Source organism: Pelagibius sp. CAU 1746 (assembly GCF_039839785.1).
Classification (GTDB): Bacteria; Pseudomonadota; Alphaproteobacteria; order Kiloniellales; family Kiloniellaceae; genus Pelagibius.
The window spans coordinates 183,148-205,644 of the sequence record NZ_JBDOQT010000002.1 but is presented as its reverse complement, the minus strand read 5'-3'; the positions used below and the strand labels follow the sequence as shown (position 1 = coordinate 205,644).

Here is a 22,497-nt window from a genome sequence, read left to right as displayed (position 1 = left end):
TGGCGAAGCTATTAGGGCTGCGGCGAGTATCAAGTGGGCGCAGGCCAGCGGAAGATTTCCGCGCCTTTATCGTCTCCGTCCGGTTCTCGAAGCCTTATCGAGAATGCCGCCCAGGCGACGAAAGCCTCGTTGAGGTGAGGAGGCTCGCTTTGCAGGGTTCCCAGAGAGAGGTTGAGATAATTACCATCCTCAAGCTTTAGAAAGAAGTCAGCCCCTACTTTAAATAGCAGCGTATTCCCAGCACTTCTGAAGGTGGGCTCATCTTCGGAGATTGGGACATCGATGAACCAGTGTTTACCGAGGTCAAGCACGCTTTGCCGACGTTGGCCAGTGAACCAGAGGGGTAGAGCTTGATCAGCAATCCATGAGTTCAATAGAACCAAGCATGGGCCTTCACTAGGAATCGCTGGATGAGGTTCAGCTCGGATAGCAAAGAAATTCTTCTCCTCTGGCCTTATGCGGCCAACGAGAAGGTGTCCGACTTCTACGTCCTCAAGGCGGAACGGCTTTGCGCTTTCTGGAATCTGCATCAGGCGTATCTCCGGGAGAATTGCTGGCAAAGCCTTGGTTAGCACCCGAGCACCAAACTGAAATGGCTTCAACGCGTGGAAAGCAAAGTTGACTAAGATCGATCGAGCTTAGACGCGGATTGTCGCCGGGCGCCAATTACTGCTTCGACTCGGTCCATCTGAACGTCCATAAGCGTTGATGGCAGCCGGAAAGAGAGCAGGAACGCACAGGTCGCGAGCGCAAAGTATCCGCGCTCAAGCCAAGCAGTAGTTTCCGGCCAGTGCGACCTAGTGAGCGCGGCAACAAAGATGATCAATAGCGTTAGGAGATAGAGATAGAAGAGCCATTTTTGCCGAATCAGCTTCACCTTGATGTTTGTGCGTTTTGTCTCGGCAATACGCCAACTCCCTGGCAACACCGACTGGTCCCCCAGTAACGTCATCACAGCGATGAGAAAGCCTGCGAGGATAGAGAAGACTGTGACGATGACACTGGTGGCATCGCTGTTGTTGGCGATTAGGCTATGGCCAAAAATCCCCACCGAGAGGCCCGCAATGACTGCGAAAGCCCCGTAAATTCTGTAGGCCCATTTTGCTCTGTTGCTCATTTCTAGCCTGGTCGACGACGCAGTTCGTCATAGAACTCCCGTAGCTCACCCCACGCATCATGATGATGTATTGATTTGCCGTAGGCACGGATGCGCACGGGCTTGGACAGGACAATGTCCTGCGCGCGCAGTTTGCGGCCGGACAACGTTTCGATCATAAAGCCTTCATCTTCGTCTTCTGCAAGCACCCGTTCGGCGAGGAGGGCAAGTTGTCGCTGGTCTAGCTCGGTCCCATTCCGCTTATCAAACGAGAAAAGCACTTCGACTTTCAGGTTCTCGGGTTCATCAGGAACCTCATCCTCCATTCCGAGAACGGCTTTCAACTCTTCCAAAACATCACCGAGGAGCTTGCGTCGGACAGTTTCCCGCCCGACAAAGTCGACAGCCGCTGCGTGAGCAATCGTGTTCATAGACACCTTCTTGATGCCGTCGCGCCGAATCATCGCCAGCTTGTCTATGTCAGCGCGCTTCATCAACTGAAAGGCCATCGCGGCAGAATCTAATCCGTGTCTTGCGGTCAGTTCAGTCACGTAAGCGACCAGAGCACTCTCGCCGAGCCCGCTTCGACAGATGACAACGTCGTTATCCTTAATTAGCAGCATCAACTCACCGTCGAGAAACTCCGTTCCCTCTGGCGGATCGGCAAGAGCAAGGTCAGCCGCTCGGACGCGGCCGGCATCCGGTACGACCGAAATCTGGTCGTCAGGCGTATAGGCGACGAGGTGCAGCAATGTCATTTGGTGCCGCCTGTCCGTTTGAATGTGGCGGCCTTCAATGACACGGCCCTCAGAAAGAACACGCCGGTCAGGTATGTTCCTAAATTGAGCATGGAGCTGATCCAAGAGACTGCCGAGGCTGCCAGGGCCGCCATCGCGAGCGCCAAAGTTCTCGATACTCAAGGCCGTGCGCAGTGTAAGTGTCCGATGAACAGTATCCGGCACTGTCTCCCCCAACTTCCTCCCTTTAGCGGCATTATTCCCGTAAAGGTGGTCTTCTGTCCAGGAATTTACACCTTTTAGGCTAAAGAGTGCTGTCGTGGGTCCTCTTGTTGCTTCGACCCCTGTTTTGGTCTGGGCTCGGTACTGGGCCAGTTGCGGATTGCTTCAGCTTTCGCGCCCGTCTGACCGAAACGGATGGCCAATCCCGGTCGGGCCTCGCGAAGTAGTTGCGGCCTATGCGAAAATCGTCGAAGAATCGACAGCAACCGCTGGGTGAGCGTGCGGTGACTGAAAAACAACCGAAGCTCCTGTGGCAGTTGCTGCACCGAAGGACCTTCCAGGGAGGACAGAGCAGATACCTATGGCCAGAAAGCCCTCAACGAAGCAGCCGAACGGGAACGGTGCCAACCTCGGCTTCGAGGCCCGGCTCTGGGCCACGGCGGACAAGCTGCGCGGCAACATGGAGCCGTCCGACTACAAGCACGTCGCCCTTGGCCTGATCTTCCTGAAGTACATCTCCGACGCCTTCGAGGCGAAGCGGGCGGAGCTGCTGAAGAACGAGCTGGCGGACGCGGAGGACCCGGAGGAGTACCTGGCCGAGAACGTCTTCTGGGTGCCGAAGGAGGCGCGCTGGTCCCATCTCCAGGCCAGGGCGAAGCAGCCGACCATCGGCAAAGACATCGACGATGCCATGGTGGAGATCGAGGCCAAGAACGAGAGCCTGAAGGGCGTCCTGCCCAAGGACTATGCCCGCCCGGCCCTCAACAAGGTCATGCTCGGCGAGCTGATCGACCTCGTCAGCGGGATCGGCATGGCCGAGAAGGCCGACCGCTCACGCGACATCCTGGGCCGCGTCTACGAGTATTTCCTGAGCGGCTTCGCCGGCGCCGAGGGCAAGCGCGGCGGCGAATTCTATACGCCACGCTCCGTCGTCAGGCTGCTAGTCGAGATGTTGGAGCCCTACAAGGGCCGGGTCTACGACCCCTGCTGCGGCTCCGGCGGCATGTTCGTCCAGTCCGAGAAGTTCGTGGAGGAGCACGGCGGGCGCATCGGTGACATCGCCATCTACGGGCAGGAGAGCAACTACACGACATGGCGCCTCGCTAAGATGAACCTCGCGGTGAGGGGCATCGACGCCGACATCCGCTGGAACAATGAGGGCAGCTTCCACAAGGACGAGCTGAAGGACCTCAAGGCCGACTTTATCCTCGCCAACCCGCCCTTCAACATCTCGGACTGGGGCGGCGAGCGCCTGCGCGAAGACGCGCGCTGGAAGTTCGGCGTGCCGCCGGCCGGCAACGCCAACTACGCCTGGCTCCAGCACATCTATCATCACCTGGCCCCGAACGGCACGGCCGGCGTGGTGCTCGCCAACGGCTCCATGTCCTCCGGGCAGTCCGGCGAGGGCGACATCCGCCGCGCCATGGTCGAGGCCGACGTGGTGGACTGCATGATCGCCCTGCCGGGACAACTCTTCTACTCGACCCAGATTCCCGCCTGCCTCTGGTTCCTGGCCCGCAACAAGAACCCCGGCCATGGCTGGCGCGACCGGCGCGGCGAGGTCTTGTTCATCGACGCCCGCAAGCTGGGGCACATGGTCGACCGCACCCGCAGGGAACTCTCCGATGAGGACATCAGCAGGATCCCAGAAACCTATCACGCCTGGCGAGGGGAGCCGGATGCCGGTGCCTACGAGGACGTGCCCGGATTCTGCAAGGCGGCAACGCTTGAGGAAATTAGGGCGCACAATCACATCCTGACGCCGGGTCGCTATGTCGGCGCGGCGGCGGCAGAGGCGGACGATGTGCCCTTCGAGGAGCGGTTCTCAGAGTTGAAGGAAACCCTGGCGGATCAGTTCGCCGAGGCCGAAGAGCTGAGCGCCCTGATCCAGAAGAAGCTGGAGGCAGTCAGTGCGCATGAGTGAGTGGCCAATTAAAACCCTCGGCGATCTCGTAACACTTCAACGAGGAATAGACCTGCCGGCTTCCAGGCGGATTGAGGGCAAGGTCCCGATCATGGGCTCATTCGGGATTACGGGTTATCACGACAAGGCGGCGATGCACGGCCCTGGCGTGACTGTTGGTCGAAGCGGGGCTTCAATTGGCGTCGTATCCTACATTGACCGCGACTACTGGCCGTTGAACACCTGCCTGTTCGTGAAGGATTTTCACGGCAATAACCCACGGTTCGCCTACTATCTTCTACGCACTCTTGATCTTGCGCACTACAACTCAGGGAGCGCTCAGCCCTCCTTGAACCGAAACTACATCCATCCGATTCCTTTGCCGTTTCCAGATCGGCGAGAGCAAGACCTCATCGTAGAGCTACTGGGCTCGCTTGACGACAAGATTGAGTTGAATCGGCGGATGAACGAGACACTCGAAGCGATGGCACGAGCTATCTTCAAGGACTGGTTCGTCGACTTCGGCCCCACCCGCGCCAAGGCTGAAGGCCGCGCACCCTACCTCGCCCCAGCAATCTGGGAGCTGTTCCCAGATGGCCTTGACGGCCAGGACAAACCGGCTGGCTGGGAAAAGAGAAGCCTCGGAAAGCTCTTTAGCGTTTCAATTGGCCGCACCCCTCCAAGAAAAGAGAGAGAGCACTTCGTTCCGGGCGGCGAAGGAAGAACATGGTTGTCCATTAAGACGATGGGCGACCTTCAGACGTTCGCCGTTGCATCGGAAGAAGACCTGACGCCTGAAGCGATTAAGCAGTTTCGGGTTCCCCTGATCCCCGCCGGCACTGTCTTGGTGAGTTTCAAGCTGACCGTTGGGCGGGTTGCGATCGCAGCGAGAGACATGCACTCCAACGAAGCTATTGCTCATCTCGTGGCGCACGAACATACGCCAGTGTCGAATGTTTTTACCTACTGCTTTATGAAGAACTTTGACTACGAGACCCTTGGAAGCACATCGTCCATTGCAACCGCCGTAAATTCACAGTCGATCAAAGCGATTGAGATGATCGTGCCTGATGCTGACACGCACGCAGGGTTCCAAGCAATGGTCCAACCGCTCTTTGATAGAATTCTTGCGAATGTACGTGAGTGCCGCACGCTTTCGGCGACTCGCGACTTGCTCCTCCCGAAGCTCATGTCTGGTAAAATCGGGCTTCAAGAAGCCGAGAAGGTGGTGGAGGCCGTCGCGTGACCGTCCCCTGGGCCAATTATGATGTCATTGGGTCAAGCGACATCTTTGAAGCCATGCACACTCGCTTGACCGTTCAACTCATCATGACAACTCGCGACCAGCTCATGATGTGCCGGGCCGATGACGATGTCGCAGGTATCATGTCACGGAATACTGCACGTTACGACTTCATACCTGTTCTGGACGCAGCACATAAAGGAGACCGTATCAAGGGGCTCTTTCATGCGGCGCGGTTCTTTGATGGTCCTGTTCCTAATGGCTCTGTCCGCGATCACCTTCTGCCTCTGGCAGAAGAACATCTGATCGGAGCCGACGCGAGCATTCTCGACTTCCTAACCAGTGCAGATAGCAACCCTTGCCGTCTGGTGCTCTCCGGCGCCGGCATTAGCGGCCTAGTCAGCCTTTCCGATCTACACCGGCTTCCCGTTCGGGCATGCCTCTTCGCTCTTATCACCGGCCTTGAGATCACCATGGCAGAAGCCATCAGGCAACGATACCCCAGCGACGAGGACTGGCTCCCCTTTCTCAAGGAAGAGCGGCGGGTCAAAATTCAAGAAGAGATTGCGTCAAGCAAGGGAAACGACTTCTTCGTGGACCCGTTGCTGTTCACACAGTTCGCAGACAAGAAGACCATTATCAAAATGGGTATCGATGCTGGGTTGAGCAAAAGCACACTTGAAAGCCAGCTTGGGCGGATAGAACAACTACGTAACAACGTTGCCCACGCGAATGATTACGCGCCCTCGCCGGACGAAGCACGCAAAGTTTGTGTCACCGTCAGAAAGTTGCTGGTTCTGCAAGAGAAGATAGCCAAGGTAGCTGCATGAGCAAGCTGGGAAAGATGGACTACGATCCGTTCGCCAGGGAGTTTCTGAAAGCGTACCTGGAAGATGGCTTTGCCAACATGCCCAAGCGCGAAATCGACCTGCTCGTGTTGCGCTTGTTGGTGGAGCACACGGAAGGATGGTCGTGGGATGATCCGCCGAGCGCGTTTGAGTTGGCTCGCACGCTTCGGGCAAAGCGTGGGCGGCTTCGTTCAATGCTTGATGAACTTTCTTTCAGGAACGCCGCCGACGAGGAGCGGGCTAAGGCGCGGCTGCATCATCTGCTGAAAAATGGCGAGAAAGACATCGAGGGAAACAGGGTCAGAGTTCAGATCGAAGACGGATACCTTCGGGAGTACGCGAAGAGCCTCGTCCAGGCGGATTTCGGCATCGTCGACACCTCCTTCGACCGTTCCATCGTCACTTTATCAGGCGACAAATTCCTTCTGCTGGTTGCCGAGGTCATGGGCGATGAAGCTAAGAAGGAGTTTGAGAAAGAGTTGAAGAAGCACCGCAAGGAACTTGGAGCAGCTAAAGACAAAGAGGGGTTGCTAAAGACGTTCTTGCGCGAATTCGTCAAGTCTGCCGGCAAGGAAGCAGGCAAGAAATCGATCAAGCTAGGTGCGGCGGCGTTGACCGGCGGACTAAGTGAAATCCCAGACCTGATCGACTCGCTTCTGCGGAAGGGTGATGGCAACGTCGATCAGGGCGTCGATGTATGACCGGCTTTTCCGAGAACCACGTCGAGGATGCCGCTCTCGAATGGCTGTCCGGGCTCGGTTATGCCGTTTTGCACGGCCCCGACATCTCGCCGGAGGGTCCGTCGCCGGAGCGGGTCAGCTACGACCAGGTGCTGCTGACGGAGCGACTCCGCGCGGCCCTGGAAGCCTTGAACCCTCATCTGCCTGCCGAGACCCTGGACGAGGTGCTGCGCAAGGTACAGCAGGCTGAGACCCCCTCGCTGGTCGAGGAGAACCGGCGCCTGCATGGCTATCTGTTGGAAGGGGTGCCTGTCGAGGTTTCCCGCGAGGACGGCAGCATCGCTGGCGATGTCGCCCGGCTGGTCGACTTCAACGATCTGGAGGCCAACGACTGGCTGGCGGTGAACCAGTTCACGGTCATCGAGAACCGCAGCAACCGCCGCCCGGACGTGGTGATCTTCGTCAACGGCCTGCCGTTGGCCGTCATCGAGCTGAAGAACCCCGGCGACGAGAACGCCACGCTGCAAGGCGCCTTCAATCAGCTCCAGACCTATAAGAGCCAGATTCCGTCTCTCTTCCGCACCAACGCCGTGCTGGTCACCTCGGACGGCCTGCAAGCGCGGCTAGGATCGCTGACGGCCGACCTGGAGCGCTTCATGCCCTGGCGCACGGCGGACGGCCGCGAGATCGCCCCCAAGGGCAGGCCCGAGCTGGGCACCCTCATCGAAGGGGTGTTCGAGAAACAGCGCTTCCTGGAGCTGCTCCGCGACTTCATCGTCTTCGGCGAGACAGCCGACAAGGAGGGCCAGTCCCGGACGGTGAAGATCGTGGCCGGCTACCACCAGTTCCACGCCGTCAGGAAGGCAGTCCAGGCGACGATCCGGGCCATGCCGCGGGGGGCTGGGGGAATCCCCTCGGGCATGCGCGAGGACCCGGTGGCTTACGGGCTGCCTTCGGCCAGGGACCATCCGGCCGGCGACAAGCGGGTCGGCGTCATCTGGCACACCCAGGGCTCGGGCAAGAGCCTGCTGATGGCGTTCTATGCCGGCCAGCTCGTGCGGCGGCCGGAGCTGGAGAACCCAACCATCGTGGTCATCACCGACCGCAACGACCTGGACGACCAGCTTTTCGGCACCTTCTCCATGTGCCGCGACCTGATCCGGCAGACACCCGTCCAGGCAGAGAGCCGGGACGACCTCCAAGAGGTTCTGAACCGGGCCGCGGGCGGCGTTATCTTCACGACGATCCAGAAATTCTCCCCGGCCGAGGGCGGCACGGTCTACCCCCTGCTGTCCGAGCGGCGCAACGTGGTGGTCATCGCAGACGAGGCCCACCGCAGCCAGTACGGCTTCAAGGCCCGCGTCGCCCAGAAGACTGGCGAGATCGCCTACGGCTTCGCCAAGTACCTGCGCGACGCCCTGCCCAACGCCTCCTTCATCGGCTTTACCGGCACGCCGATCGAGAAGGAGGACGTGAACACGCCCGTGGTCTTCGGACACTACATTGACATCTACGACATCAGCCGCGCCGTGGAGGACGGCGCGACCGTGCCGATCTACTACGAGAGCCGTCTCGCCCGGATCGAGTTGGACGAGGACGTTAAGCCCCTGCTCGATGACGAGGTGGCCGAACTCACCGAAGACGAGGCGCAGACCGAGCAGGAGCGGCTGAAGCGCAAGTGGGCAAACGTCGAGGCCGTGGTCGGGGCCGAGAAGCGCCTGGCGCTGATCGCCCGCGACCTGGTGGAGCATTTCGAGAACCGCATCGCTGGGCTGGACGGCAAGGGCATGATCGTCTGCATGAGCCGCCGTATCTGCGTCGCGCTCTACGATGAGATCGTGAAGCTGCGCCCGGCGTGGCACAGCGACGACGACGAGAGCGGGGCTATCAAGATCGTCATGACCGGCGCGGCCTCCGATCCCCCGGAGTGGCAGCCCCACCTCGGCGGCAAGGCGCGCCGGGACCTGCTGGCCAAGCGCGCCAAGGACCCGGAGGACCCGCTGAGGCTGGTGATCGTGCGCGACATGTGGCTCACGGGGTTCGATGTGCCCTGCCTGCACACCATGTACGTCGACAAGCCCATGCGCGGCCACGGGCTGATGCAGGCCATCGCCCGCGTGAACCGGGTGTTCCGCGACAAGCCGGCCGGCCTGATCGTCGACTACATCGGCATCGCCCAGAACCTGAAGTCGGCCCTCGGCCAGTATTCCCGCGACGACCAGAGGCAGACCGGCATCGACGAGGCGGAGGCCGTCGCCGTCATGCTGGAGAAGTATGAGATCGTCAGCGACATGTTCGCCCCGAACAGCAAGGGCGGCTTCGACTACCGGGCCGGCCTCAGGGGATCGCCCCAAGAGCGGCTTACCGCCCTCGCCGGCGCGATGGAGTGGGTGCTGGACATGCAGCAGCGCGACGCAGCCAGGGAGACGACCGAGGAAGGCAAGAAGGCGGCCCACCGCCGCTTCAACGACGCCGTCCTGGCGCTTTCCAAGGCCTTCGCCCTCGCGGCTGCCAGCGACGAGGCGCGGGGCATCCGCGACGAGGTCGGCTTCTTTCAGACCGTGCGCGCGGCGCTGGCCAAGAGCGTGCCCGGCGGGGGCAAGTCCTCGGCCGAGCGGGACCTGGCCGTCCAGCAGATCGTCAGCCGGGCGGTGATCTCGACCGAGATCGTGGACATCCTACAGGCCGCCGGCATTGAGACCCCGGACATCTCCATCCTCTCCGACGAGTTTCTGGCCGAGGTCGCCGGCATGGAGAAGAAGAACCTGGCCCTGGAGGCGCTGCGCAAGCTCCTCAACGGCGAGATTCGCTCCCGCGGCCAGGTGAACGTCGCCCAGAGCCGCGCCTTTTCGGAGCGCCTGGAGGAGGCCATCGCCCGCTACCACTCCAACGCCATCACAACCGCCGAGGTGCTCCAGGAACTCATTCGGCTGGCCAAAGACATCCGCGCCGCTCGGCAGAGGGGCGAGGAACAGGGCCTCAGCGAGGAAGAGATCGCCTTCTACGACGCCCTCGCCGAGAACGAGAGCGCGGTCGAGGTGATGGGCGACGAGCGGCTCCGGGTCATCGCACATGAGCTGCTGACCAACCTGAAGTCCAATGCCTCGGTCGACTGGCAGCATCGGGAAGCGGCCCGCGCCCGCATGCGGGTGCTGGTGAAGCGCATCCTGCGACGCTACGGCTATCCACCTGACCTCCAGGATGCGGCGGTGCGGACGGTGCTTGAGCAGGCCGAGAAGCTGGCAGCGAGGTGGGCGGCTTGACTGTCAAGCGAGAGGTCGACTTTTGAAGACTCTCGCATCTGCGCTGGAACCTGTTAGCCTCCCACCAACAAGTCGGCCTGCTTATCCTGACCGAAGGCAGTTGTTCATTGGAGGTCTCAGGACAGTTTTTCGTCGGGAGTCCTCGGCAACCGCGCTAAGGCGGCATTAATTTCGTCTGGGTTTTCTTCTGGTGCTGGCTCTCCGGCCATGAGAGCCTTTAGCGACTTCTCAGTGAAAGGCATCATCGCTTGCACGAGCGCATTGATGTCTGCCCCGCGGGTGATCGAAGGCATGAAGCCAGAACTCGCCGCTCTCTCTGGACCTGAATAGAACTGGTGCCCACCACCTCCCCCGTGAACACCATCTTTTGAAAAGCGCCAAGCGACAATCGAGTCCGGCCCAACGGACTCGTCGTTCTTCGCGCAGACCGTTTGATGAATCTCGTAGCTAAGACGCGCAAGGTGATCTGCTACTACGCGTGCTGAGACCTTCCGGTGATCGTGGGCCTTGACCAGCCGCAGCAGTTCGCGCACCCAGTCCCTATTCGTGGGCAGGTAGAAAGCTCCCGTCCCACCGACACCTACCCGCGGCGGATGTGGTGCCGACATGGGGGCATTGGTGTGTCGGAGCCGCCTGTATCGGAACTTATAGGTCTTCCGATCAGGGGCAAACACAAGATCAATTGAATAGAACCGAGGTTCTGTGCCAACCAAAGCTGGGATGATCACAAAATGCGCTGCCCTTCCCTGTCCCGCAATCCGCACCAGATGTCGGGGAAGCTGTTCCTGCATCGCCCTCGCGATTATACCGATGGAGTATTCGAGGGGGAAATTGCGACCTAGCAGCACCTTGCACATCCAGTCCGCTGGCTCAGTGCCGAGACTTGTCGAGCCGAGACCTGCATAACCGAGGAACGCTACTCCGTCAGTCGTTTCGAGAATCATCATCTTTCGCCCATCTTCCTTGGGTAGGCGCTTTGCCGTCTTCGGATAAGAAAGGCGACGATCGGCGACCATCCAGATCGAGTCTCGTCCGACCACCCCAATTACGAGCGTCACGACCATTCTCCAAGCGAGCTTCCCGAGCAGCCGCCTGCCTCAAAGCAACCGGCAGCTTTGATACCCTACCATCATCATCTGATAAGTGATGCTATGGAGCGCGGGTATGGAAGCCAAAGCAAGTGCTGTGCACCAGACTACAAGATTGAAGGCTCCCGATGTGGGCTGGTACTCGCCATCCCCGCTCCGATAGCAACTTCTTCTGAGTATTCTACTACCCAGTCCGGGAGCGCCCTTCCTCAATTTCTTTTGACGGATATAGAACGTGCTCTTATTCGTCACCAGCTGAACCAGGTACCGGCCCAGCATTCGCAAGCCAGTATGCCGCGTGCTCTTGTGTGAAGAAAATCTCGACCACTTCTCCGGTGTCGGGGATAACAAGCTCTACGACCTGCCCATCAATCTCCGAAGGCGACTCGCCGCCGACCCCGAAGCGGAGTCTCTTCGATGTCCTTGTGCCTTGGAGAGCTGTAGTCACGGCCTCGCGGGTCAGTCGCCGGCCAAAGTTATCGTGATGCAGTTTGCACAGCAGGATGAGATTCCCTGCATGACGAGCGCCACCGGCTGACTTGAGATCGACATGGTGCGCCTCGATCACGCGGCGGCGCACTTCCTCCCATTCAATATAGCTGCCAGCGGGCGCAAGGGCTTCAGGGGGCCGCTCGCACAGGCACATCTGACAATGACTTGCGTAGTGATCTCGCTTGAGAGCCTCGACATGTTCTTTCTCGATTTCCGGCACGGGCTTGGCATCATTGCGATTCTTATCGACATCGCCGCGATACTTGCGCTGTCCGTGGTTCTGGTTGGGCGGCCCTGATCGTGCTGAGAGAGGCCGTGGCTTCGGAATGTTGCGAGAGGCATCTGGATCAAAGGGCGAATGTCCAAACACGGCCTCGCCGGTATCGGCACTATCGTCATCATTTTCATCAGCCACCTGCGATTCCTGGTCTTCACCGGCCGTTTCATCATGGTCCTCCTCCGACTCATCATCCTGGGCGAAGGCCTCTGCGGTGGCGGGACGGCCGAAGGTGGGATCGTGGACTTCGAGGGCCAGTGCTTTCTCCAGGGCGAGAAGGTGTACCGGTCGCGCGGTTGTCTTGAAGATAAGCTGCGCCGCTATGGCTTCGCAAAAAGTCCCGATGCCCGCTTCTCGTCCCTTCTTAATCCAGAACGTGCCTGAAGTAACATCGAATCCGGCAGCCGCACTGATCGAGTACGGCTTTCCGCGAAGTCGGTAGCGCGCCTCGACGCCGTCAGCGAAACGAATGCCCCTGATCCGGGACAGCCGGTCGTGCCAGTCGCGCCGCACGAGGTCTCGTTCTACGCCAAGTTCGTCTAGCCGCTTTAGAAGCGTGCGCCGAAGCTGGCGGGAGCGCAGTGCAGCAAAGGTTCTAAGAAACCGTTCGCCTGCCTGTTCGCAAGCACCGTGTCCGGCGACCTGTTCAGGCTCGCCAAGCTCCTCGCGCAGTGATCTGATTCCCAGGCGCCGCAGCGGCTCAGTAATCGGCTCGGTCACTTCTTGCACCCGGTCGACTACCAGTAGGACGCCTGAGTCGCTTTCGATCACAGCATCGGTAATCTCACGCACGTCGGGCAGGAAGACTGGCCGGCGGCGGGCTGTTTTCAAAGAAACCAGCCGCAGGCCGTCTCGGTTACGAACTGGAATGAACGGGGTGTCTGTGAAGGTTATGGCCCAGCTTTCCGGCCCGGCATGACGATTCAGTATGTGGCGCAGCACAATGCCAACATGCTGCTCAAGAGCCCGATTGTCCGCGGTTGCAAGCCATTTGAAGAAGGCTCGGCTGGTTTCGCCGGACGGCAGGGCAGATGTGACTCCGATTGCGCGGTAACGGCTCTGGTCGTCCTGGGAGAGTCCCGTGCCCTGGAGACGAGCTTTCCACGCACCCCAGTAGTCCCCGCGGGGGCCGACGAAGGCCAGCGTACAAGGTGCTCGGGGCTGGCCGTGAACTGGGATAATCGGCATACCAGCAAGCTCAAGCCGGTCGGGATCGCCAGGTTCAGTCAGAGCGAGAAAGTGATGCAGCCGGGCTTGCAGAGCGTCGAAGTTTCCGGGGTCCTCGGCAAATGCTGCAAGAAGCATCGCCGCGCTAGGTGCAGAAAGGGCGGGCGAGAGCCTGTCCAACCAAGCGGCGCGGGACTTGTCGCTGAGCAAGAACCTGTCTGGCAGCGCAAGCCGGTCGACCGCGCGGCTGGGCATAACAAGTTCGCCGCGGTGCCTGATCAAGCCATTGCGGGCGCGGGCTGGCAGATGAACCTGCGCGGCCTTGAGCATACGGGCGATACAGGCATCTCGCAGGAGTGTCACCAGATCGGCTTCAAAGCGCTGTAAGGCGTCACTAGTGGCGGGGTCCGGTGCGGTACCCAGAACGAAAGGTTCCATCCGCATGCGCAGCCAGGTGCTGATCTCCTCTTGTGTCGGTACGCGACGGATCGTCGCTCGTCCCTTTGTGCCGGTTGCAGTGATCTTCGAGTGACTTACTTGCTCGTGCGGTCGGCGAATTGCCTCTCCAAGTGCGGCGCCAATGCGCGCGGAGCGCGGTTTGCAAAGCTCGGAGAGGGTGCAAAGGGCACCTGCGCTGTCAGGCCAGATCGCACTGTCGGCCAGCCTCGCGCGCTCCTGCCGGCCGACGGCGCGCGGATTCTGCCGCAGCCACCTCCAGAACAGCCAGCGGGTGGCCTCATCTGCATCGTCGAGGTTGCCGCTCTCCAGAAATCGCATCATCGTATACCGCTTTCTGCGCCACTTGCTCCGACTCAGTAGCGGGTGAGTAGCAAGGTCCTGATGCAGTAAGGGGGGCAGACTCAAGCCCGGCACGTCAGCGGGAAGCGCTGCGCTCGAATGCAGCTTTTGGAATGGCATCGCCTTGCCATGTATGTCCGGTAGGAGCAGGGATTGAAGCAGCGCCGTCTCGGTGTCTGAATCGCACTTACCCTGGTTGATCGCGGCAGCTATGACGTCGAGATAGGCACGCGCGAGCACCGGCTGCGCAAACTCTCGGTCGGGGGCAGGACACGCAGCAAAGAACTCGTTGCCTTCCCCTTGCACACGGTCCAGAACGTCGTTCTCATCGAAGGTGACGAACTCATCCTGGAAGCCTTCGGTGTGGCCATCCGAAAGCAGCTCAATGACGGCCGGGTGTATGCGAGGATCAAGCTGACGTTCATCGCGAGGCGAGACCAGAGCCAACGGTGGGGAGATTGCGGCGCGCTCCCACGTCAATACAGGCAGTATAAAACGGTATTTGCGCGGCTCTGCGGTCCGCTTCGGTAGACCGTCGTTTTGCTGGGTACCTTGTTTCCGCGATTTCCCTTTGCGAAGAAGCTTCGCCCGCTCGCGCCAGGACAAAGTTGGCATCGCGCCCCCTCGCGCAATAGCCGCCAACAAGGGGCGGATTGCTTCATCCTGGTTGTCCGAGCCAGGGCTTGGCACCAACACATTGAGAGCGTCGGCTCCCCACCGAGGAATCGCGTGGTAGGACAACGCATCGACAAGCAAAGCCTCGCAGGCGGAACGCAGACTGGAGTATGCCGCATCGTTGTGCGACGGGCCATGGCGCTGGGCATCAGAGGTGATCGGCGCACTGAAGTAAGCTCCATGTCCAGTGCGCGCGACGTGAGAGCCAGCGGGATAGCCGATTGGATAGCGAAAGCGACCTGTGCCCGCCACAGGCTTGCCTCGCCCATCCACAGGCCAGGAGACCTCCACAATTACGCGGCTACCCCGCCGGTAAAAACCGGCCGCACGCTTTCTTAGAGCCCCTGCGACCGGTACCAGCCGCCGCACGGTCACTTCACGCAAATCGGGTGGCAATGAAGTAGCTGTTCCGCTTACGACGCATCGGCGGTGGAAGGTTTCCATGCGGCGCGCGATCTTCTGGGGTCGGGTACAGGAAAACTTGAAACAAGCTTCCCCGAGGTGCCAGTGGCGCAGGATGATCTCGTAGCGCGGTGCGATCTCTGGGGAGACTATTCCAGCAAACTGCTCGGGTGTGCTGGCGCAGGCTGCAATGAAAAGCGCATCGATCTCCGCAGCAGCGACGGCGCGGTATTCGATCGCTTCGCCTACCGGCGGCCTGATGTCGCGATCGCGATAGTGAATCAGAATACGACAGCCGGTTGCCGGCGCCTGCGAGTCGGGCTCTGGCGTCGCCGAAGCGCCCGGATAGGGCGGCTTGTCCCGACCGCGAGCGTAAAGCGTCTGCGTGATCGTCTGCCCGGCCGAGAGGATTCGCACCTCGTCGCCTATGGTGAACGCGGTCTTTAGTCCGTGATTCTTGACCCCGATCTTACCGCGCTTTGCAGGCACGGTGTCGCCAGCACCCTGTATCTTGGCGAGCCGCCGCCAACCGTCCGGCTCCACAGGTCGCCCGTTGCCTTCGCAAATCAGCCAGTCCCGCTCGAAGGAGATGATGGTGCGCGTCGCATCCTGGTCGAGGTCATTCTGGACCAGCTCAGCGACCAGATCGTCGCGATCGAGAGCAAGCAGAAAGTTCCAGAAACCGGGGACCCCATCGAACTCAGTGACGAACCGAGGGCTTGTTTTGATCTGGGTTTGCTGGGCGAGTGGAGCATCCATTTCACTACAACGCTAGTGCCGCCAAAGCTAGTGAAGGTTCAAAATTGCCGGAGAGCTTCATTCGGGTGCACCCTTCCTGAAGCTAGTCCAACCAGGGCGGCTACCTCTGACAGCTAAGCCGCATCCCAGCTCGGAGAGACTACCGGGATCGATGCACACTCGCCAATGCCTTTCCGATCTGGTTGAGGACTGCTTGACCTTACCCGCCCGTTGCGGGGGGGCTGATCAAGCAGGGAAGTCGACCAATTGTTGAGGATACGCCGAAAGGAAAGAGCCATGAGAATTAGAGATTCTTTTTTTGCTCACGCCAGTGAACGAACCACTGCTTCCGCAAGAGCGATTCTAACCGGCAGAGCGTTTCCTTTGGGCTGTTCCCATTCAAAGTATAAGGGTAGCACCTCGATAACCCGGCTGACCCGAGGCATCCCCCTCGCGGAGCGCGGTTCCTTCTAAGACTTCCACTTTCCGGTCGGGTCCACCCGATCTCACTTGGGCGCTCCCACTGAATGAGCCCAAGTCGTCGCAGCTATCATAAAGAAACACACGATGAAGCGTGTTTCGACAGACGCTGTGACGAACGGAACCACTGACCATGCCCTCCTTGACAGTTGCCGAGTACCTGGCGAATCAGCTCCGAGCCTGCGGTAAGACGCAGAAGCAGGTCGCCGACGAGATCGGCTACCCCAGCCCGAACGTCATCACCATGATGAAGCGGGGCCAGACCAAGGTGCCCATCGAGAAGGTGCCTTCCTTCGCCAAGGCGCTTGGGGTCGATCCGGCCCACTTCCTTCGCATCGTCATGAGGGAGTACTACCCAGAGAACTGGCGGGTGCTTCGGGACGCGCTCGGCTTTGTCGTCACTCGGAACGAGCGCGAACTGGTCGAGGTGGTGCGGACAGCGACGGGAGACACAGACCCGCGGATCGATCCCGAGCGTCTCACTGACATCGGTAAGATCGTACAAAGCGGTATCGCTAGGCCGAGGTAGGCCCGTCCACAGCCTTTCTCTGAACGGGCTGCGCCCATAGGCGTTCCATCCTGGTAATTGTCCAAGAACCGAGCAACACATGAAAAGACTTCGTGAAATCAGAACCGCTTTTGGATACTCCAACGGCCGTCTGGCGACTGAGTTGGGCCTGGACGCTTTGCGGATAAAGGGCTGGGAGTCCGGCGAGCGCGCTCCGACGCCGAGTGAGCTGCGCGACCTGGCCATGGTTTACGGCACCAGCGTCGACGATCTTGTCGGAGAGGAAAGTCTCAAAGAGCGGCCCGTTAGAACCTGGCATCTCGTTGATGGCGATGGCATCGATGGCTTCTGGGGCCACTTCGGCGTTATGCTGCCAGGTACATCCATCTATCGTTGGCATCCGCTCACCGGTTGCTCCGCGGACTCCATCAACGCTGAGATCAGCGGGGCAAGAGCGCTCGAAGACGAACCACTCTCGATGGTGGCCAAGACACTCAACGGCCGACTGCTATGGGTAAGTCTGGAGGCTGTGAAGTGTGTCAGCCTTTGCGACGAGGGCGAAGAGTGGCCGGAGCCCTGCGCCGATGTCGAGGTGGCGCCTGGCCGGCGCGAGCCGGACCTGGAGGCTCATCCGAGCCAGGTTCTGCCCCTTGTGGCTTACGAAACCCTCACGGAGTACGTCCGCAACGATGAGTGGCCCGACGACGTGTCGGGCCGGCTTAAACAGTTCCTGGAGACCTTCCTAAATGACCGCAGCGCAGACTTGTCTGATGAGCACCTCCGCCGGCACTTGCTCTCAGTCAAGGCCTGGATGTCGGACGGGAGCAATCTATGGTTTCCAGCGTCTCCGGCGAGCATGGCGGGTGCCGTTGCTGATCTTGAAGTGGGCGGAGCGGGAGGACTCGTGAGTTTGGCCGACGATGAGGAAGGCTTCGTCAGTCAGTCAATCGCTCTGAGGCAGGTCGCTATGCTTGAGTTTCCAGCAGCGCTGCTTCGCGGTCAGGACCAGCCGGATTGAAGAATTGTGAGGCTGAGTCCCTTTGCAGGGTTCTCAGGAGCGGTTCACGAGCATGAAGATTGGCGCTTGTTCAATCGCGTGATGAGTGATTAATTTCACCTATAAATCAACTGAAAGGGGCGCCCTTCAAGCATTGTTGAAGGGCCTGACGAAAGGCACCGTGGATCAGGCCGTGGCTGAAACGTCAATGTTCCTATGGAGGGGTAAATGCTCCCGTTGACAAAAGATCAGATAGACTTTCTTCGGCGCCATAAGATTCCGCTCACTCAGGTTTTTGATGCGACCGGGATGCGGCCCAAGGACTACAAGAAGGCGATGCATGAGGAAGAGAAGCTGATCGCGGTCGGTGTCACTCCATGCAGGGACCACAATCATTCGATGCGTACTCCTTCAGGGAACTGCGTCCAGTGTAATCCAGCAACCATCGAGTATAAGAGACGGCACGCGAAGCCTGGATTCGTCTATATCTCCGCTTCCCGTAGCAGTGAACTCATAAAGGTTGGGTCATCACGGTTCCCAGATGAACGAGAAGCACTGCTGAATCAGCGTGGATACGGTGGCATCTCTGACTGGTCGAAGATTTGCGAAGTACAGTGCAGGAATGCTGGTCGCATCGAGTTCGAGGTTCACGAACTCCTGGCAGCGTATGCAACGCCAAGGTCATACCTGCGCGACGGTGTCAATGTCGACTGCACTGAAATCTTCTCTTGCGGCTACCCCTGTGCTCGCGAGGCCCTGCTCGGCGTGCTGAGTGAGGAGGAAGCGGAGAGCTTCCGAGAGCGGAAAGATGCCGCGATCAACTACAACTTCACAGATAGGGCCAGTGGAAAAAGTGCTCGTGGAGGGGCGACCTGACTTAGCAATCGGGCAGCCCGCTCGAACTCTGATCTGTAAGGTCGTGGGCGGCGGAGGTCGGGGGGAGGGAGCGCCACAGTGGGGCCTGGAACTCACTGGCCGGCCAAACCATAAATTTGACCCCTTCTTCGGCACGTCTTACAGGCTGATCGCCTGATTTGGTCCCGACCTGGCAAGAATTGTGGCTAGAAGGGTTTCGATGGCTCCCCCTGAAGAAAACATGCCCGCCAAAGCCACTGAGATCGCGCGGTATCGCGATTTGGGCTCCGCCGGCTGCACCCCCTACTTGGCCGACGAGCCTCTGTTCTCAGACGTTCTGAGCGGCTCGGGCTGATGAATAGGCTGATCAAGACCGGCCAGGGTCTGGCTGGCAAGATGCCCCAAACAAATCGCCGAATCAGTTGGAGTTACTTTGGGGTTACGTTGGGGCGTCCTGGCAGGCGTGCAATGCTCTGACGCATTCAGCGCGCTGATCGCCGAGACGCCCGATGACGGATCCTTGGGTCCAGATCGGCGGGCGGGCTGGCCGGGGCCGGAGTGTGCAAGATTATATATAGTCTCGTGCCAAACTCTTAGATGGAGAATGGCCGGCCTTTGTATGGGCTCTTGCTTGACCGCCGGCGCTGAAAGGGCAGGGGATCGCGCACCAGACCATGACTGGACCCGCCTCGCGATCTGAGTGCCCTCGCTCAGGCCGTTTTTCTCGTCGTGCATTGAGATTTCAGCTTGGGCAGTTATTCCCTAGCGGCCGGAGCCGCGCAACCTTCCTGCGCGCTAGAATCGGCCCAACCTCGTTGGGCCGCGCATGGGCGGAGCAGACCGTGCTGGATTCGGGCGAAGGGTCAAGGAGCTTGATGGATGATGATCGGGCGGCCGTGTATTCCCTGGACCCGGCCCAGACCCTGTATCAAGTTGCGGCTCTGCCTCGGCTGCCTGCCTCTGAGCGCCGCGTGTTCTCGTAGGCACCCCGAAATAGTCAGTTCGCTGCTATAAGCCTGCGTCCATGACGCCAGACGTTTTGACGGAGACGAGGCTCTTTTTCTATCAGGGAGACTTATACGGCGGTCGGCGAGTACCTATTTGCGGCCAAATTTAGTGTCAAACAGTCGGGTTCCTATGCCCGCTATGCGTACCATCTATGCCAAGCTCAGCTCCCGCACGGAGGATAGCGGCTCGCTGGTGCGCCTATCGCCGCGGCCACGTAAAGAAGACACGAGCGCACCGAAGCACCTTGTCCCGTCTACTCGGACTGCGCCGTAGCGCTGAAGGCCTACGCGCTCCTTAGAACGCTAATTACGACCGGGTTGTCCGTTGGCCCCTTGATGTCATAGACCGCCATCGGGAAATCTGCGGCGAGTGCGATCTTGGACTGGCAGGTTGAAGACATTGTTACCGTGAAAGTGCTGACCCCGAACTCCCCAAGGGAAACCGGCATCTCAAAGCTGTAGTCCGAAGATGCGCTCTTCTCGATGGCGTAGTCGAACTTACCATTCTTCTCGCCGGAGGATGCGCCGATTTTCTTTAGGTGCTGGGCATAGCGATCAGCATAGATCGTCCTGTATTCGGGTTCATCGCGGTATCGTACCACCATGCCATCGACGACATTGGTAACATTTCCGACGTAGAGGGTTTCACCTGAAGTTTGCCGCTCGTACCTGCGCCACTCGATCGTCGCCCAGACTTGGGCCTGGCAGCTCTGCTTGTTCTTCGGCACTGAGACGGAGCCAGAAACAGTCTTGTTCGCGCCGTAGCCGCCCGAGAGGCCCATGATCTTGATCGCGAAAGAGGCTTTGTCCCCTCGCGTGCTGCTGGAAGTTAGGTCGAAGACCCAATTTTCCGGTATCTCTATGTCAAACACCGGCACCCCGATCTCTTGGGTGACGGTTGCGCCAGTCGCGATGAAGCCCTGAAAGAGCAGGCAGAACTGGGCGATGAGGCCTGCGTTGAGGATTATGCCGTCTGACTCGGAGAAGTACCCACGGAGAACCTCGTCGCCGTTCTTGAGCTGCGCGGCAAGCTGCCACAACATGTGGGAAACATAGTCGGGGTTGGTTTCATAGAGCCGCGTGAGAAGCTTGGGGCTGGGCGTGTCAAGAAGCAGGGGCGCAATCGCCGGAAGCCCGCTGTTGGTGGGATCAAGGTCCTGCTCTAGCGCAGTAGCTCCGTATAAGGCACGACCTTGGACTAACGGTGACTGCGTTGGCACATACGATAGAGGCTGTGATTCCAGCTCATTTCCCATCGGTGAAGCTCCTAGCCAAGAGAGTCTGGCTTCGAGGGAATTGCCCTACAACCGAGAATAGCAGAGTACGCCAATCTTTGAGAGAGCGCTACAACCTCCTCTGAGGCGTAACTCTTCAGTGAAGTCCGGCCTTGGTCCAACAGTAAACGACGGTCTACGGCCCGTTCTCTGGAGTCTAGTCTCTGTGCATCGAGCGGCAGGCTGAATGATTGTAGCGCTCTTGTTATAGACCTCCGGGAACGGACTTATCCCCCCGCCAGACTCAGTAGGGAAAAAGAGCGCGGCAGGCGCGCCCTCCCAAGAAGCAGACCACTTGGGTCTGCCCTGAGGCTGGCGGGGGATGTCTCCGGTATACGGACGCCAAAGATGAGAACCTGAAGGCGGTGACCAAGCGCCTTAGTGGGCGGTGCTCCGTTCTCCCACTTGCGGTTCCGACATCCTGATCCTTTCGGGTCAAGCACGGTCGCAGCTTTCACTGCACCCCCGTGCGAAACAATCTTGGCAATTCCGCACGAGGAGAAGGTTGAGGTCCACTCAGTGCCTTCTTCCTTTCAACCCCGTCCTGTTCCATTGAGGGTGAACGTGGTTGTCTGCTTCGGCAGCGGCTGCCTCATAGTCCCGGTCTTGGTCCCAGGGTCCCGTTTGCATGTGTTGCCGCTATGCTTAGAGCCGTTGGTCACATGGCCCGCAGCAGGGAACGGCTCATGGGAGTCTTTCGCTGCACGTACATTATAGCATTGCGCGGGGATGAATTCGGGTGCTTTCGGCAGCTAGGCGACAGAAATTTCACTTGGAGTATAAGGTCCAAACGATGTACGGGCGGGATCGTCGAAGCAAGGGCGGAGCGGTCTGAACTGGGAGCTTCAACACGCGCCAGGACGCGCCCAGAAGCTGCTAGGCTGGCCCCGCGAACGAGGGTATGGGTTGGTAGCGGCCGGGTCGAGAAACGCACCTGCGAGCTTCTGGGTGCGACCGGGACTACTCTGCGGGCTTGAGCCGCTCAATGCGTTCGAGGGTGCGCCGTACTTGCATGTCGCTCCATTTCCTACCTGTAGGCGAGGGAACCCCAAGGTCGTTTAGGCCGCGGCAAATTGCCCTGTAGCTGCTCCTCTTTGCCTCAGGCAGAGAGGTGCGAACTTGATCGAACATTGGTGCTATGTGGGAGGCAAACCGATCTGCCCTTGCTGACCTCGCAATGTTTCCGCGAGAGCGAGCAGTTTGAGAAGGGGCGGAATAGTTGAGGTCAGACCGGTCTCGACTAGTGGCTATAGAGCGTTGAACACGTCGCGCTTTCTCATCTTTCCCTGCTCTACGATAGAACAAGTTCATCTGACGCATCGCTATCGGAATTGAACTCAGCCTCATCCCGTGGATGATGCTGAGTATCGGCACGTCGATCTCGTCGAGAGCTGTGAGGGCTCTTAGTGCTGAGTCAATCGCCATCGCGTCGACTAGGCTGAATACATCGGCGATGAGGACCGTTCCACCAATGCTTCGAGCTTTATCAACAGATCGTGAAAGCTCGGGCTCGGAGAGGGGTGTCGACTTCGCACTTGCACGTCGACCGATGAGCGTCTCCTTGATTTCATAACTCGAGCGAGAGGCGAAAAATTTCAGCACGGCAAGTTGAGCCATCACACCAGGCTGAGTTTTCCAGTCCCCGGCGCGTTTGAGCGTGCGCCTCGACCGAACCACGACAAGCGCGATCGCTGGCTTGGCTGCGGTGGTCATAGTGCGATGATGGAGTGCAACATTTCTGATTAAT

Annotated in this window: 15 protein-coding genes; 8 read left to right on the top strand and 7 right to left on the bottom strand. The window is 59.5% G+C overall.

Translation table 11 applies throughout. The annotated features are described in order from the left end of the window. Positions 1 to 29: 29 nt before the first annotated feature. The 3 genes from AAFN88_RS17820 to AAFN88_RS17810 form a co-directional block, all read right to left on the bottom strand. On the bottom strand, positions 30 to 530 hold the full coding sequence (locus AAFN88_RS17820) for a hypothetical protein (RefSeq protein WP_347521908.1): 501 nt from the start codon (positions 528 to 530) through the stop codon (positions 30 to 32). 92 nt (positions 531 to 622) lie between these two features. Next, a complete protein-coding gene (locus AAFN88_RS17815; protein WP_347521907.1) occupies positions 623 to 1,117 on the bottom strand; it encodes a hypothetical protein in 495 nt (164 codons plus the stop codon). Positions 1,118 to 1,119: 2 nt separating this feature from the next. Beyond that, positions 1,120 to 1,854 carry a hypothetical protein gene (locus AAFN88_RS17810; protein ID WP_347521906.1) on the bottom strand — a complete coding sequence of 245 codons (735 nt, stop codon included), beginning with the start codon at positions 1,852 to 1,854 and terminating at the stop codon, positions 1,120 to 1,122. A 562-nt stretch (positions 1,855 to 2,416) separates the two neighbouring features. Between AAFN88_RS17810 and AAFN88_RS17805 the strand changes: the two genes are divergently transcribed. The 5 genes from AAFN88_RS17805 to AAFN88_RS17785 are packed head-to-tail and all read left to right on the top strand — an operon-like array spanning position 2,417 to position 9,992. Then, on the top strand, positions 2,417 to 3,979 hold the full coding sequence (locus tag AAFN88_RS17805; protein ID WP_347521904.1) for a class I SAM-dependent DNA methyltransferase: 1,563 nt from the start codon (positions 2,417 to 2,419) through the stop codon (positions 3,977 to 3,979). Then, entirely contained in the window at positions 3,972 to 5,204 is a 1,233-nt protein-coding gene (locus AAFN88_RS17800) for a restriction endonuclease subunit S (protein ID WP_347521903.1), read from the top strand. The genes AAFN88_RS17805 and AAFN88_RS17800 overlap by 8 nt, the downstream gene beginning before the upstream one ends. Next, positions 5,201 to 6,031 (top strand): hypothetical protein, encoded by an 831-nt coding sequence (locus AAFN88_RS17795; RefSeq protein WP_347521901.1) that lies wholly within the window; start codon positions 5,201 to 5,203, stop codon positions 6,029 to 6,031. Before AAFN88_RS17800 ends, AAFN88_RS17795 begins: the two co-directional genes overlap by 4 nt. Continuing rightward, complete coding sequence (locus tag AAFN88_RS17790; protein ID WP_347521900.1) at positions 6,028 to 6,750, top strand: hypothetical protein; 723 nt, start codon at positions 6,028 to 6,030, stop codon at positions 6,748 to 6,750. The genes AAFN88_RS17795 and AAFN88_RS17790 overlap by 4 nt, the downstream gene beginning before the upstream one ends. Beyond that, on the top strand, positions 6,747 to 9,992 hold the full coding sequence (locus tag AAFN88_RS17785) for a type I restriction endonuclease subunit R (RefSeq protein WP_347521898.1): 3,246 nt from the start codon (positions 6,747 to 6,749) through the stop codon (positions 9,990 to 9,992). Before AAFN88_RS17790 ends, AAFN88_RS17785 begins: the two co-directional genes overlap by 4 nt. Before the next feature lie 116 nt (positions 9,993 to 10,108). Here AAFN88_RS17785 and AAFN88_RS17780 read toward each other — a convergent pair whose 3' ends face one another. Beyond that, positions 10,109 to 11,056, bottom strand: coding sequence for a hypothetical protein (locus AAFN88_RS17780; protein WP_347521896.1), 948 nt, complete (start codon positions 11,054 to 11,056; stop codon positions 10,109 to 10,111). A 265-nt stretch (positions 11,057 to 11,321) separates the two neighbouring features. Further along, positions 11,322 to 15,650: an HNH endonuclease signature motif containing protein gene (locus AAFN88_RS17775; protein ID WP_347521894.1), complete on the bottom strand. Its 4,329-nt coding sequence runs from the start codon at positions 15,648 to 15,650 to the stop codon at positions 11,322 to 11,324. A gap of 592 nt (positions 15,651 to 16,242) precedes the next feature. Here AAFN88_RS17775 and AAFN88_RS17770 point away from each other — a divergent pair. The 3 genes from AAFN88_RS17770 (at position 16,243) to AAFN88_RS17760 (ending at position 18,490) form a co-directional block, all read left to right on the top strand. Next, positions 16,243 to 16,638: a helix-turn-helix transcriptional regulator gene (locus AAFN88_RS17770; RefSeq protein WP_347521893.1), complete on the top strand. Its 396-nt coding sequence runs from the start codon at positions 16,243 to 16,245 to the stop codon at positions 16,636 to 16,638. Between the two features lie 79 nt (positions 16,639 to 16,717). After that, positions 16,718 to 17,635 carry a helix-turn-helix transcriptional regulator gene (locus tag AAFN88_RS17765; protein ID WP_347521892.1) on the top strand — a complete coding sequence of 306 codons (918 nt, stop codon included), beginning with the start codon at positions 16,718 to 16,720 and terminating at the stop codon, positions 17,633 to 17,635. A gap of 207 nt (positions 17,636 to 17,842) precedes the next feature. Next, positions 17,843 to 18,490 (top strand): GIY-YIG nuclease family protein, encoded by a 648-nt coding sequence (locus tag AAFN88_RS17760; RefSeq protein ID WP_347521891.1) that lies wholly within the window; start codon positions 17,843 to 17,845, stop codon positions 18,488 to 18,490. 1,270 nt (positions 18,491 to 19,760) lie between these two features. Here the strand turns inward: AAFN88_RS17760 and AAFN88_RS17755 are convergent. Both AAFN88_RS17755 and AAFN88_RS21965 read right to left on the bottom strand, forming a co-directional pair. Then, positions 19,761 to 20,732 (bottom strand): hypothetical protein, encoded by a 972-nt coding sequence (locus AAFN88_RS17755; protein WP_347521890.1) that lies wholly within the window; start codon positions 20,730 to 20,732, stop codon positions 19,761 to 19,763. 978 nt (positions 20,733 to 21,710) lie between these two features. Beyond that, positions 21,711 to 21,881: a recombinase family protein gene (locus tag AAFN88_RS21965; protein ID WP_367576148.1), complete on the bottom strand. Its 171-nt coding sequence runs from the start codon at positions 21,879 to 21,881 to the stop codon at positions 21,711 to 21,713. Positions 21,882 to 22,497: the final 616 nt, after the last annotated feature.

Coding starts and splice junctions, on each gene's coding strand:
- AAFN88_RS17805 (WP_347521904.1), top strand. CDS start 2,417: ATGGCCAGAAAGCCCTCAACGAAGCAGCCGAACGGGAACGGTGCCAAC.
- AAFN88_RS17760 (WP_347521891.1), top strand. CDS start 17,843: ATGCTCCCGTTGACAAAAGATCAGATAGACTTTCTTCGGCGCCATAAG.
- AAFN88_RS21965 (WP_367576148.1), bottom strand. CDS start 21,881: ATGTTCGATCAAGTTCGCACCTCTCTGCCTGAGGCAAAGAGGAGCAGC.
- AAFN88_RS17775 (WP_347521894.1), bottom strand. CDS start 15,650: ATGGATGCTCCACTCGCCCAGCAAACCCAGATCAAAACAAGCCCTCGG.
- AAFN88_RS17780 (WP_347521896.1), bottom strand. CDS start 11,056: ATGGTCGTGACGCTCGTAATTGGGGTGGTCGGACGAGACTCGATCTGG.
- AAFN88_RS17800 (WP_347521903.1), top strand. CDS start 3,972: ATGAGTGAGTGGCCAATTAAAACCCTCGGCGATCTCGTAACACTTCAA.
- AAFN88_RS17815 (WP_347521907.1), bottom strand. CDS start 1,117: ATGAGCAACAGAGCAAAATGGGCCTACAGAATTTACGGGGCTTTCGCA.
- AAFN88_RS17810 (WP_347521906.1), bottom strand. CDS start 1,854: ATGACATTGCTGCACCTCGTCGCCTATACGCCTGACGACCAGATTTCG.
- AAFN88_RS17820 (WP_347521908.1), bottom strand. CDS start 530: ATGCAGATTCCAGAAAGCGCAAAGCCGTTCCGCCTTGAGGACGTAGAA.
- AAFN88_RS17765 (WP_347521892.1), top strand. CDS start 16,718: ATGAAAAGACTTCGTGAAATCAGAACCGCTTTTGGATACTCCAACGGC.
- AAFN88_RS17785 (WP_347521898.1), top strand. CDS start 6,747: ATGACCGGCTTTTCCGAGAACCACGTCGAGGATGCCGCTCTCGAATGG.
- AAFN88_RS17790 (WP_347521900.1), top strand. CDS start 6,028: ATGAGCAAGCTGGGAAAGATGGACTACGATCCGTTCGCCAGGGAGTTT.
- AAFN88_RS17770 (WP_347521893.1), top strand. CDS start 16,243: ATGCCCTCCTTGACAGTTGCCGAGTACCTGGCGAATCAGCTCCGAGCC.
- AAFN88_RS17755 (WP_347521890.1), bottom strand. CDS start 20,732: ATGGGAAATGAGCTGGAATCACAGCCTCTATCGTATGTGCCAACGCAG.